Origin of the sequence: Porphyromonas uenonis DSM 23387 = JCM 13868, assembly GCF_000482365.1 — a bacterium.
GTDB lineage: Bacteria > Bacteroidota > Bacteroidia > Bacteroidales > Porphyromonadaceae > Porphyromonas > Porphyromonas uenonis.
The window spans coordinates 1-12082 of sequence record NZ_KI535308.1 but is presented as its reverse complement, the minus strand read 5'-3'; the positions used below and the strand labels follow the sequence as shown (position 1 = coordinate 12082).

11 protein-coding genes, 1 tRNA gene and 1 pseudogene are annotated in these 12082 nt (G+C 50.3%); all 13 read left to right on the top strand.

Going from position 1 to position 12082, the window contains the following annotated elements:
• A pseudogene (locus L215_RS10265) lies at positions 1-366 on the top strand (hypothetical protein); the annotation flags it as partial.
• A 703-nt stretch (positions 367-1069) separates the two neighbouring features.
• Entirely contained in the window at positions 1070-1567 is a 498-nt protein-coding gene (locus tag L215_RS0106635) for a Fur family transcriptional regulator (protein WP_025882676.1), read from the top strand.
• Positions 1568-1588: 21 nt separating this feature from the next.
• Positions 1589-2878, top strand: a complete 1290-nt coding sequence (locus L215_RS0106630; RefSeq protein WP_025882675.1) for an adenylosuccinate synthase — start codon at positions 1589-1591, stop codon at positions 2876-2878.
• The gene (locus L215_RS0106625) at positions 2868-4187 is read left to right on the top strand and encodes a bifunctional folylpolyglutamate synthase/dihydrofolate synthase (RefSeq protein WP_025882674.1); all 1320 of its coding nucleotides are present in this window, start codon (positions 2868-2870) and stop codon (positions 4185-4187) included. The genes L215_RS0106630 and L215_RS0106625 overlap by 11 nt, the downstream gene beginning before the upstream one ends.
• Positions 4188-4244: 57 nt before the next feature.
• Positions 4245-5654 carry an MFS transporter gene (locus tag L215_RS0106620; protein ID WP_027451528.1) on the top strand — a complete coding sequence of 470 codons (1410 nt, stop codon included), beginning with the start codon at positions 4245-4247 and terminating at the stop codon, positions 5652-5654.
• A 182-nt stretch (positions 5655-5836) separates the two neighbouring features.
• Positions 5837-6544, top strand: a complete 708-nt coding sequence (locus L215_RS0106615; RefSeq protein WP_025882673.1) for an energy transducer TonB — start codon at positions 5837-5839, stop codon at positions 6542-6544.
• Positions 6545-6684: 140 nt separating this feature from the next.
• Positions 6685-7668 carry a polyprenyl synthetase family protein gene (locus L215_RS0106610; protein ID WP_025882672.1) on the top strand — a complete coding sequence of 328 codons (984 nt, stop codon included), beginning with the start codon at positions 6685-6687 and terminating at the stop codon, positions 7666-7668.
• A 74-nt stretch (positions 7669-7742) separates the two neighbouring features.
• On the top strand, positions 7743-8534 hold the full coding sequence (locus L215_RS0106605) for a TatD family hydrolase (RefSeq protein ID WP_025882671.1): 792 nt from the start codon (positions 7743-7745) through the stop codon (positions 8532-8534).
• A 192-nt stretch (positions 8535-8726) separates the two neighbouring features.
• Positions 8727-8814: transfer RNA gene (locus L215_RS0106600), tRNA-Ser, on the top strand.
• A 48-nt stretch (positions 8815-8862) separates the two neighbouring features.
• Positions 8863-9684, top strand: a complete 822-nt coding sequence (locus L215_RS0106595; RefSeq protein ID WP_025882670.1) for a MotA/TolQ/ExbB proton channel family protein — start codon at positions 8863-8865, stop codon at positions 9682-9684.
• 9 nt (positions 9685-9693) lie between these two features.
• Entirely contained in the window at positions 9694-10164 is a 471-nt protein-coding gene (locus L215_RS0106590) for a hypothetical protein (RefSeq protein WP_025882669.1), read from the top strand.
• 26 nt (positions 10165-10190) lie between these two features.
• Complete coding sequence (locus L215_RS0106585; protein WP_025882668.1) at positions 10191-10796, top strand: ExbD/TolR family protein; 606 nt, start codon at positions 10191-10193, stop codon at positions 10794-10796.
• A gap of 23 nt (positions 10797-10819) precedes the next feature.
• On the top strand, positions 10820-11296 hold the full coding sequence (locus tag L215_RS0106580) for an ExbD/TolR family protein (protein WP_007365070.1): 477 nt from the start codon (positions 10820-10822) through the stop codon (positions 11294-11296).
• The last annotated feature ends 786 nt before the right edge of the window (positions 11297-12082 follow it).

Below are 12082 nucleotides of genomic sequence, written 5' to 3'. Positions count from 1 at the left end.
AATCAACTGACCAGCTTGGACGTGTCAAAGAATACCGCCTTGACAAGGCTTGGCTGCGATTACAATCAACTGACGAGCTTGGACGTATCAAAGAACATCGCCTTGGAAATGCTTGGTTGCAACGACAATAAGCTGACTAACTTGAACATATCTGGGTGTGCTAAATTGACGGTTATTAATTGCTCCAGCAATTATATCAAAGGCAAGGCTATGACCCGGTTGGTGAATAGTCTTCCCAATCGAAGGAGAAAGAGTAGTGGTACTATTTTTCTAGTAGATCGCTCCTCTAAGAAAAGGAATGAAAACAGGTATAGCGCTGCTGACGTAACTACCGCAAAGAAGAAAAACTGGGAAGTTCTAAAATAAGAGCGTCCTGACTGGGACTTTAAGCTTCGCTTAGTCCGACCCACAAGGGGTCGACCACCTACCACGTTCGCCTGTCCATCGGTCGTTCGGGGCCGTAGCCCCTCCGACCGACGGCTACGATGCGTCGGACCTCTAGCGAGGTCCTTTTTATCAGAGCTATCGGAGCGATCTGAGGGATCAGAGCTATGGGAGCGATCTGACGGGTAACATTTTTAGGAACGCACGACTCGTGCTGAGGCTGAGGGCGTCCGTCCCCGTTAAAAGTTACAGCGTCTGTTACGTGCGTCTCAACATAGCGCTACTCGTGAGTTTGCAGAGAGATTTGAGTAGTTTCGCAGAGAGAATTGAGTAGTTTCATAGAGAGAATTGAGTAAATCCAGAGCCAGAATTGAGTAAAATGCAGATTGCTATTGAGCAAAGGGATTTCAGATGAGACGAGTAACTCGACTTGCGGAATTGGTGCTGGCCGAAAGGTGGCGTAAGTAAAGTAATTTGTATAACTTTGCGACATCGGTCAGATCCCGCTGCACTCGTTGCTCTCAGCTGAAGGACGAAGTGGGGTGGGGGAATGCCGAGAAGCGTGGCGCACGAAGTGGTGTCACGCCTCATAGTGAGACTACTACAGATGTGGTAGTCGTTGCTAATGTGTAACGCAGTAAAATTGTAGTATGTCACATCTCCTACGATAGGGGGGTGGCGCAGTATGATGTCGGATTTGGTGTCGCCCTTTAAGGCTTTTCTCAAGCAGCACGGCTATCAGCTGACTTCTGAGCGAGTGGAGATTGCTCAGGTGGTCGGTACGCAGCGTCGTATCTTTACGACAGAGGAGCTGATGGCTCAGCTTAAGGAGGCGGGTTGTCACCAGAGCCGTGGCACGGTCTATAGTACGGTGCGCCTGCTGGCCGAGTCGGGGCTGATCTTGCAGCTCCCGCAGTCGAGTGAGGCGCGTTACCTGACGAGTGAGCAGGCTAGTCTCTATGCCGTCTGTCGCTGCCGCTACTGTGGTGCCGAGGTTCTCTATAGACAGCCTCGACGACTCAAGGCACTACATCACGCTACGACCTCTCGATATCGGCTGGCACAGCCTCTTCTGATCTTTTACGGTGTGTGCCACCGCTGCGAGAGTGATACTGCAAAGACGAATAATAAGAGGTTAGCAAACCAAGCGGGTAGGCTACAGCAAGCCCCCTCAAGGCGCTGACCGATAGAGATATATTAAGACATGAACAAGAAAAAGGTAGACGTCCTACTCGGACTACAATGGGGCGATGAGGGCAAAGGCAAGATCGTTGACGTGCTGACCCCAGGCTATCAGATGGTAGCACGCTTTCAAGGTGGACCTAATGCTGGGCATACGCTGGAGTTTGAAGGACAGCGCTACGTATTGCGTTCGATCCCCTCAGGTATCTTCCAGGGCAACAAACTCAATCTGATCGGCAACGGTGTCGTCCTAGATCCTGTCCTACTACGTGAGGAGGCTGAGCAGTTGGCTCAGAGCGGTCATGACATCAAGAAGCGCCTAGTCATATCCCGTAAGGCGCACCTTATCCTCCCGACGCACCGTCTGCTAGATGCAGCGCAGGAGCTCTCTAAGGGCGCTGCTAAGATCGGCACTACGGGCAAGGGAATAGGTCCCTGCTATACCGACAAGGTGGCTCGTACGGGACTACGCATCGGTGATATAGAGCGAGACTTTGAGGCTCGCTACAAGGCTGTACGAGATCGTCATGTGGATCTCCTGCAGAAGATGGGTGCTGACCTATCCAAGCTCCCTGAGATGGAGGAGGCTTTCCACAAAGCCATTGAGTACCTCAAGGGCTACCAATTTGTAGATAGTGAGATCCTAATCAATGAGGCTCTAGAAGAGGGCTTGAATGTCCTAGCAGAGGGTGCGCAGGGTTCGCTACTAGATGTGGACTTTGGTACTTACCCCTTTGTCACCAGCAGTAACACGGTAAGTGCTGGTTGCTGTATCGGTCTCGGCATCTCGCCCAAGGCGATAGGACGAGTATACGGTATCTTCAAGGCGTACTGTACACGTGTCGGGTCGGGTCCCTTCCCCACAGAGCTACAAGATGAGGTCGGGCATCTGATGGCTGACCGTGGACATGAGTTCGGCGCAGTCACGGGACGTCCTCGTCGCTGTGGCTGGATAGACCTTGTAGCCCTGCGCTACACGATCATGCTCAGTGGCGTGACTCATCTGATCATGATGAAGAGCGATGTGCTAGATACTCTCTCTACCATCAAGGCTTGCGTCGCTTACCGCATAGGTGATAAGGAGTACAAGAACATGCCGTACTCCTTGGAGGCAGATATAGAGCCAATCTATCAGGAGCTACCCGGCTGGCAGACACCTCTAGATGGTTGTCGCTCGGAGCAGGACCTCCCAGATGCCTTCCGTCACTATGTGGCCTTCCTAGAGGCGCAGCTACGAGTACCCATCTCGATCATATCTGTAGGGCCAGACCGCTCGCAGACTATCATGCGCAAGCTCAACAATGAACTATAAAGAAACGGTAGACTATCTCTACCAAGTGACCCCTTGCTTTCAAAACCAAGGGGGCGATGCCTATAAGCCTGGCCTAGAGCGTATGCAGCAAATGTGCGAGGCTATAGGTAATCCTCAGCGATACATCCGCACTATCCATGTAGGAGGTACCAATGGTAAGGGATCGACTACTTCGCTTATAGCCTCCGTGCTGACAGCTGCTGGCTATAAGGTGGGGCTCTTTACCTCGCCACACTTGGTCGACTTCAGAGAGCGTATACGGATCAACGGCGAGATGATCTCCGAGGAGGAGGTGGTCTCTTTTGTGGAGCGGACACGTCCGCTGATTGAGTCTGTCGGTCCCTCATTCTTTGAGTACACGACCCTGATGGCGTTTGAGCATTTCCACACCCATGAGGTGGACTACGCCATCATCGAGGTGGGACTAGGAGGACGACTAGACAGTACCAACGTGATACTGCCTAAGCTCTCGATCATAACCAATATAAGTCTGGACCACACGCAGTATCTCGGCAACACGCTCGAGGCGATTGCCTACGAGAAGGCGGGCATCATCAAGGAGGGTGTCCATGTGGTCATTGGCAATGCGGGTGGCTCCGTGCGTGAGCTCTTTGAGCGGGTGGCTGAGGAGCGCCATGCTCCGATCACCTTCTGCGAGGATGAGCACACGATCAAGCGATACGATGAGCTACACCCTGGCATGCGACTAGACACCGTCGACTATGGTCTCCTAGAGACGCCACTCTCGGGCGATGCGCAGCTGGAAAATGCCCACACGGTTCTGACTGCGCTACGCATCTTGGACGACAAAGTCCTCGATAGGCCCCTGACTCATGAGGTGGTGGCGCGAGGCTTCGCTGAGCTGTACAAGCTCTCGGGACTGCGTGGCCGCTGGGAGACGATCTCGACCAATCCTCATATCGTCTGCGACACGGCGCACAACCCCGCTGGTATAGCAGTCGTGGCACATCAGCTTGAAGAGGCAACGTATGATCACCTATATATAATAATAGGTATGAGTGCCGACAAGGATATAGATACCAACCTGGCGCTTCTTCCCTCGTCAGCTCGCTACTACTTCTGCACGACAGCGTCACAGCGTACGCTACCTGCCGAAGAGCTACAGCAACGTGCTGAGGCCATCGGCCTGAGAGGAAATGCTTATTCCTCGGTAGAGGAAGCCCTCAAAGAGGTCCTAGCACACGCCAATGCTGGAGACTTGATCTTCGTCGGCGGTAGCAACTTTATCGTCGCCGAGCTACTTAAGAGCTATCCCACGATACAACAAGAGCGTCCGACCCATCAATAAGGGCTAGACGCTCTATCTATATATACGCATCAACAAATCAAACATATACATAACGTAATGACTGAATCTACACAACTAAAGACCCTGCGAGACAGCGCAGGGATGAGATGGCTAGCGCTCGCGCTGGTCGCACTCACGATGTTTTTTGCCTACATGTTTGTAGACATCCTCTCACCTGTCAAGACGATGGTGGAGTCGGAGCTTAACTGGAATTCAACGGTCTTCGGCACTTATGGAGGTAGTGAGTTCTTTATCAATGTATTCTTCTTCTTCCTCATCTTCGCTGGTATCATCCTAGACAAGATGGGCGTACGCTTTACCTTCCTTCTATCAGGCTCTCTGATGGTGATCGGAGCCTTGATCAAGCTGTACGCACTGAGCCCCGCCTTTAATGCTGGAGGCTTCGGATACAGCTTCTTCAATAGCTTCTGGCCAGCTATGCCAGCCTCAGCTAAGCTCGCCTGTGTGGGCTTTGCGCTCTTCGGCTGCGGTACAGAGATGGGTGGTGTGACGGTCTCTCGATCCATCGTCAAGTGGTTTGAGGGCAAGGAGATGGCTCTAGCCATGGGTATTGAGATGGCTGTGGCTCGTCTTGGTGTCTTTGCTGTGTTTTGGCTCTCCCCGATGATTGCTGAGCAGTATGGTACTGTACGTGCTTCAGTATTCTTCGGTACATGTCTCCTTGTAGTCGCTCTACTACTTTATGTCGTTTACTTCTTTATGGATAGGAAGCTTGACCATCAGCTAGAAGCAGCTCACGCTGCTATAGAGCAAGAGGAAGAGGAGCCCTTTAAGTTTAGAGACCTCGGTCATGTCTTTGGCAACTCAATGTTTTGGATCGTTGCCATCCTATGCGTGCTCTACTACTCAGCTATCTTCCCCTTCCAGAAGTTTGCTACCGAGATGCTCGTGAGCAACGTAGGCTTCGAGGCAGACGTTGCTGCTAAGATCTTTAGTCTCTTCCCAGTGGGCGCTATGGTGATCACTCCGATCTTAGGCTTCTACCTAGATGCCCGTGGCAAGGGAGCGACGATGCTGATAATCGGTGCTATCCTGATGATTGTATGCCATGGTACGTTTGCTTTCTTCCCATTCAGTAGTGTCTCTCATGGACTGGCGGCTACCATTGCTATCATAGCAATCGTCGTACTGGGCATCTCCTTCTCACTGGTTCCTGCAGCTCTATGGCCTTCCGTACCTAAGATTATCCCAGGTAAGGTCCTGGGCTCTGCTTACTCAGCTATCTTCTGGATTCAGAACATCGGACTCATGGCTGTGCCTATGCTCATCGGAGCTATCCTCGATGCAAACAATCAGAATGTAGCTCCTGGACAGCCTAAGGACTACTTCCAGGCTATGCTTGTCTTTACCGCCTTTGGTGTCGTAGCTCTCATCACGGCTATACTCCTCAAGGCTGCTGACAAGAAGAAGGGCTACGGCCTTGAGTTGCCGAACATTAAGAAGTAACTTATCCATCGGAGGAGGGGTTCTTTTGGAGTGTGCTATCATCTCTTTTAGTGAAGACTTAACTAGGAGGTGTAGGCTACTCGCAAAAATCTTCGTACATTTGTGCCGAGAGAGCTGGCTATGCGTGATAGCACGCTCCAAGAGAACTACCATTCCACCGAAGAAATAAGATAACTCGCTATATGGAAATCAAGAAATCACCCCACGCAGACCTAAGAAGGACGATACCTTTATCGTTGGCTATGGGTCTGGTCTTAGCTCTAGGCATCCTTTATACCGCTCTAGAGTGGACCTCCTCCAAAAACAGCAATGAAGACGAGGAAACATCGCTCAACATTGCCGACATGGAGGATGCCCTCATCATTCCTGAGCAGGAGCAAGAGCAACCCGAACCAGAGCCTGAGGCTCCACAGGAGGTCGTAGAGGTTGCACTACCAGAAGAGTTTAAGGTGGTTGATGACAACAAGGAGGTTGCTAAGATTTCGATCGTCTCCGCAGACCAAGATCGTGAGCTTCCACCGCCACCTGTCATCGTCCAGCCTGTACAGACAAAAGTTGAGGAGCCTGAGGATCAGATCTTCGAGATCGTTGAGAACCCGGCCGTACCTCCTACGGGAGATATCCCCTCTCTGCTTAAGTGGATTGCTAATCATATTGAGTACCCACAGAGTGCTCTAGACAACGGCATCCAAGGTAAGGTCGTACTCCGCTTTGTCGTCGAGAAGGACGGATCTATCGGAGATATACTCGTAGCGCGCAAGGTAGACCCCGCTCTAGACAAAGAGGCTGTCCGCGTACTTAAGTCTATGCCTAAGTGGACGCCTGGTAAGCAGCGTGGCAAACCTGTACGCTCTTACTTCACACTACCTATCTCCTTTACCATCGGTTAAGGCGAAGAGAGGTGACTACCTATTTAAGAGTAAGAACTATAAGTAAGATGGTATAGATGTCTCTCTATACTGCTAGTCTAGCGAGGCATTTATACCACTATCATACTGATCGACAAGGGATGTCTCATTCATCAAAAGCCATGGACCTGAGCGCATATCGTCAGATGGTGCAGGAGACTCTGCAACGTCTGCAGCTAGATAAGCGCACGCCTCAAGCTCTCTATGCTCCTATACGGTATACGCTGGAGCAAGAAGGGGCTAAACGAGTGCGTCCAGTCTTGGCACTCTTGATGCAAGCATTCCTTCGTCCAGAGGCTCCACTCGTGGCATCGCCAGCAGTAGCGCTAGAGGTCTTTCACAACTTCACGCTACTCCATGATGATGTGATGGACAACTCTCCCGTACGACGTGGCAAGCCGTCAGTCTACGCTAAGTACGGACTGACCCCAGCCATCCTCTCGGGAGATGCCATGCTGATCCTCGCTTATCAGATGCTCACGGAGGAGGTCTCTCCAGAGATGCTCTCTGACCTGATGCGTGACTTCAATCGAATGGCAACGCTCGTCATGGAGGGACAGCAACTAGACCTCGAATATGAGAGGCTGGACAGTGTCTCCAAGGAGCAATACCTAGAGATGGTCGGCTACAAGACTGCGGTGCTGATAGCGACGGCAACGCGCTTTGGGGCAATCCTCTCAAAGGTAGATGCAGAGCAGGTAGAGCATGCCTACAACTTCGGCTGGAACCTAGGAATAGCTTTTCAGCTTCAAGATGACTATCTGGATCTATACGGGGATAGTGAAACCTTTGGCAAGCCCCTCGGGGGTGACATCCTAGAGGGCAAGAAGACTATCCTCCATACGCTTGCTTATGCGACTGCTTCACAAGCTCAGCGACAAGCACTCACAGGGGCGATGCGGAGGCCCAACGAGCAGGCTGATGAGAAGATCTCAAAGGTCAAAGCTCTATATGACGAAATGAAAGTAGCGATTCAAGTGCAGACACTCGTGCGAGACTACTTGGCAGAAGCGCAGAAAGCTCTAGAGAGCCTAGAGGCGTTTACAGGTAGAGAAGCTACGTCGTTGCGAGCATTTGTAAGCAAACTGGCTGAGCGCAACACCTAAGCGTCACGCCCTTAGCGAAGGGGGTGGCAATCTAGAAGCAGATAGGGGAGACCCTATAGCTATACGGAGTAGAGATGCTGATAGATACCCACACACATATATACGGGGCCGAGTATGAGGCAGACAGAGACGCTGTCATCTCAGCGGCTTGTGAGGCGGGGGTTGGCTACTTGGTCATGCCCAATATAGATCTCGCGTCACTCCCTCTACTAGTCGAGACACACCGCTCCTATCCCGATCGCACAGCGATGGCTCTAGGACTGCATCCCACCTCGGTGGAGGCAGACTATGCAGAGCCGCTACGTCAGCTACGCCAATACATAGCAGAGTCTAGTGAGGCAATTGTAGCGATAGGAGAGATAGGACTGGACTTCTACTGGGATCGCACTTATGTGGAGGAGCAGCAGCGAGCTCTTATTGAGCAAGTCGGATGGGCTATAGAGCTTGACCTGCCAGTGATACTGCATGTACGCTCTGCACTGGATGAGACGATAGATCTATTACTCTCTCACTTCGCTTCGGATCAGCTCCGCGGAGTCTTTCATTGTTTCGAAGGCGAGGAGGCTCAGTTGCAGCGTATTTTGGAGCATTTGCCACTGATGATGATAGGGGTCAATGGCAATGTGACTTATAAGCGCTCTCGCACTGCTCAGTTATTGTCTCAGATACCTCTAGATAAGATGTTGCTAGAGACAGACGCACCCTATTTGGCTCCCATTCCCCAGCGGGGGAAGCGCAATGAGCCAGCATATTTAGTTCATACAGCTAGTTATGTGGCTGATCAGATAGGCATCTCACTAGAGAGCTTGGCAGAGCATACGACAAGCAATGCTATACGGCTCTTTTCGTTGGACTTAATTGCCTAGAAAGGTCTAGACCTCATCGACTGATTAGCTTGTGAAGATGTAGAGATAGTGACCGTGGAACCCTCGAATGTGTGCTAAGTCGCCAAAATTCTTTAGATTTGCACTGGTAAACGGACAGTAGGCTCCACGAGATAGGAGATATACTCGGAAGACATAGCTATAAGGACTACGTATGATAGACTGACATATTAAGGAGAGGTGCTCGAGTGGCTGAAGAGGCACGCCTGGAAAGCGTGTAAACGTCGAAAACGTTTCGAGGGTTCGAATCCCTCTCTCTCCGCAACAATAATAATCAAACTAGAAATAATCAACTAACACAACTATCGCAATGAAAAAGTTATTTGCAACGTTATCATGCATGGCTCTACTCACACTGGGCCTCACACAGATGACCTACGCACAGGAGGCTGCTCCAGCAGCTACAGACACCACAGAGGAGGCTACCCCTTCTACCGTTGATGAAGCTGTCGAGGCTGATATGGCAGTTGTCATGGAGCAGGATGCTACAGCAGACCAGACCTTCCATCAGGCTCTCAAGACCAAGTTCATCGAGGGTGGTGCTGACTTTATGGCACTCATCGCACTAGTCCTCATTCTCGGTCTCGTTCTCTGCCTAGAGCGTATCATCTATCTCAACCTAGCAGACAACAACTACGAGGCATTCCTACGCAAGCTCGAGGAGGCACTCAACCGTGGTGACATGAATGGTGCCAAGGATATCGCACGCAACACTCGTGGTCCCGTTGCTTCTATCGCTTACCAGGCACTCATGCGCTTTGATCAGGGCATCGATGTTGTCGAGCGTTCTATCGTCTCTTACGGAGGCGTACAGGGTGGACTTCTTGAGAAGAACCTCTCATGGATCACGCTCTTCATCGCTATCGCTCCTTCACTCGGATTCCTTGGTACCGTCGTTGGTATGGTCATGGCATTCGATAAGATCGAGAAGGTTGGTGATATCAGCCCGACGGTTGTCGCAGGTGGTATGAAGGTGGCTCTGATCACGACCATCGGTGGTCTGATCGTTGCTATGATCCTTCAGATCTTCTACAACTACATCCTATCTAAGGTCGAGTCTATCCTCAATCGTATGGAGGATGCCTCTATCACGCTAGTAGACTTCGCTATCAAGTACAACCTCCATAAGTAATACGCAATCATGGCAGTAACCAAAATTCGTAAGATCTCTAGCTGGACGCTACTAGTACTCTTAGTAGTCTCCGTTGCGGTCTGCCTTGCGTTTTTCGTCGGGGGAGTCGAGCTAGATGCTTCGGGCAATAAGGTCTATGCCAATACAGACTTAGTCTTGTATTGGGGCTATGCACTTGTTGCGCTGACGCTCGTAGCGACCATCATATTCGCTATCGCCTCCCTAATCCAAGGATTCCGCACCAATCCTAAGAAGGCTCTACAGGGTCTCTTAGTCTTCATCCTATTGATAGTCATACTAGGTGTCACCTATGCTATAGGTGATGGTACTCCCATGTCTGTCAATGAGGACTCAGCACAGTATAATACTCCAGGGTGGCTCAAGACCATCGATATGTGTATCTACACAGCCTACACGCTCGTAGCCCTTATTATCGTAGGTGTCATCTGGGGTGCTATCCGCAAGAGTCTGTCCAAGTAAGTAATCAAACATATCAGTAAAGAGCAATGTCTAGAACTAAAAAGAAGGTACCCAGTATCAATGGGTCATCCATGGCCGACATCTCTTTTATTCTTCTGATCTTCTTCTTGATTACTACTTCAATGGACACCGATCAGGGACTAAAGAGGCGCCTACCGCCGTTGGTTCCCCCCGAGCAGAAACAACAGGATATCGAGATACGTGACCGTAACGTATTGCGTATCCTTGTAAACCGCTCGGATCAGATAGCTATCATCAAGAAAGATGCGTCAGGACGTGACGATATGGCTATCGTACCTCTTGAGAGGCTTAAGGATCGTGCTGTCGAGTTCATCCTCAACCCCCAGGATCTGCCACATCTCCCAGAGAAGGAGACACGCTACATCGCTGGACTAGGGGATCGCGTCGTGACCACATCATCGTATGCTATCTCGCTCAAGAACGAGGTCGAGACCAGCTACCAGATGTATATCGATGTACAGAACGAGCTACTCCGAGCTTACAATGAGGTATGGGATATCGTCGCTCAGAAAGAGTATGGTCAGCCGTACAATGACCTTACACCTGATAAGCAGAAGATTATTGTCGACTGCTATCCGATGCACATCTCTGAGATGCCACTCAACTCGTAAACTTCAACTTATAGCGCATAATTATGGGAAAGTTCAAACAAGCTGGAGGGCGTACGATGCCTGAGCTGAATACCTCCTCACTGCCAGACTTGATTTTTGCCTTTCTGTTCTTCATCATGATGGTGACGAGTATCCGAGAGGTCACTCCTAAGGTTGCCTTTCAGAATCTCCCCACAGCGACTGAGCTCACCAAGTTGGAGGAAAAGTCTCTCGTATCCTTTATCTATGTAGGTAAGCCTATTCCTGAGCTACAGGCTAAGTTTGGTACAGCACCAGCTATCCAGCTCAACGATCAGATTACCACAGATCCCTCTGCCGTCTATGGCTTTGTCAAGGACGAAGAGGCTCAGATACAGGATGAGCGTCGCAAGCTGATGACTGTCTCTATCAAGGGCGATGCATCTACCAAGATGAAAATCATAGCAGATATCAAGAATGAGCTACGTCGTGCTGACGCATTGAATATATCATACTCAGCAAGACCTAAGCGAGATAACTAAAAGAGCACATTGCGCTAAGCAATAGACTCTCTCACTCAATAGGAGGAGGGTGCCACAGAAATAAAGCTGGCATCCTCCTCCTCTTTTTTTCTCTTCAATCCATTTCTCAATAAGCATCGCACCCTTTACGTCGTGACTCCTTGGTTAGAGCTGAAGGGAAGGGGGGATAAAGCGCAGGGTTGACGCATTATAAAAATGAGCTCGTCTGATTTCCTACCTAGAAATTTCTCAAATAGGTACCTAGGAATTTGCCCAATTCCTACCTAGGAATGGACAAATTCTTCGGACTTATTTTTTGATTCCTCCGAAGTTTCATTTGATTCCTCCGAAGTATTTTTTATTCCCTAGGTAGGAATTGGGGGAATTCCTAGGTAGCTATTTGGCAATTTCCTAGGTAGGAATTCCATTCTTCGGGAGGAAGGTGTAATCAGAGAGGTCCCGTAGCCACTCTGTAGGATGCTCGAACTGCGTATTCCCCAGCTATCGTCATGAGCAACTTCTAGACGGCTGGTTATATAATGCATCAGTCCTGGTGGAGAGGGGCGTATTTTCCACTCCAAAATGCAATTTGGAGTGGAGCTCGCCCTGCTCCGGACGCCCCCTCCTCTCCAAGGAGGGCGGGAGGAGCAGGTAGCGAGCTGCCGAGACGAAAAAAGGGACGATGCGCTCACCGTCCCTTTAAGGTTAATGCAGTATATTTGCTGTGGAAACAAAAACTTAGCTATATACAAGTATGCATCTAACCCAAGCGCAAAGATACGAAATTGCTGCTCTTCTGAAGACTAA

What these genes read in the sequence shown, in the direction of transcription:
- L215_RS0106635 (WP_025882676.1), top strand. Translation starts at nt 1,070, where the DNA reads ATGATGTCGGATTTGGTGTCGCCCTTTAAGGCTTTTCTCAAGCAGCAC.
- L215_RS0106630 (WP_025882675.1), top strand. Translation starts at nt 1,589, where the DNA reads ATGAACAAGAAAAAGGTAGACGTCCTACTCGGACTACAATGGGGCGAT.
- L215_RS0106625 (WP_025882674.1), top strand. Translation starts at nt 2,868, where the DNA reads ATGAACTATAAAGAAACGGTAGACTATCTCTACCAAGTGACCCCTTGC.
- L215_RS0106620 (WP_027451528.1), top strand. Translation starts at nt 4,245, where the DNA reads ATGACTGAATCTACACAACTAAAGACCCTGCGAGACAGCGCAGGGATG.
- L215_RS0106615 (WP_025882673.1), top strand. Translation starts at nt 5,837, where the DNA reads ATGGAAATCAAGAAATCACCCCACGCAGACCTAAGAAGGACGATACCT.
- L215_RS0106610 (WP_025882672.1), top strand. Translation starts at nt 6,685, where the DNA reads ATGGACCTGAGCGCATATCGTCAGATGGTGCAGGAGACTCTGCAACGT.
- L215_RS0106605 (WP_025882671.1), top strand. Translation starts at nt 7,743, where the DNA reads ATGCTGATAGATACCCACACACATATATACGGGGCCGAGTATGAGGCA.
- L215_RS0106595 (WP_025882670.1), top strand. Translation starts at nt 8,863, where the DNA reads ATGAAAAAGTTATTTGCAACGTTATCATGCATGGCTCTACTCACACTG.
- L215_RS0106590 (WP_025882669.1), top strand. Translation starts at nt 9,694, where the DNA reads ATGGCAGTAACCAAAATTCGTAAGATCTCTAGCTGGACGCTACTAGTA.
- L215_RS0106585 (WP_025882668.1), top strand. Translation starts at nt 10,191, where the DNA reads ATGTCTAGAACTAAAAAGAAGGTACCCAGTATCAATGGGTCATCCATG.
- L215_RS0106580 (WP_007365070.1), top strand. Translation starts at nt 10,820, where the DNA reads ATGGGAAAGTTCAAACAAGCTGGAGGGCGTACGATGCCTGAGCTGAAT.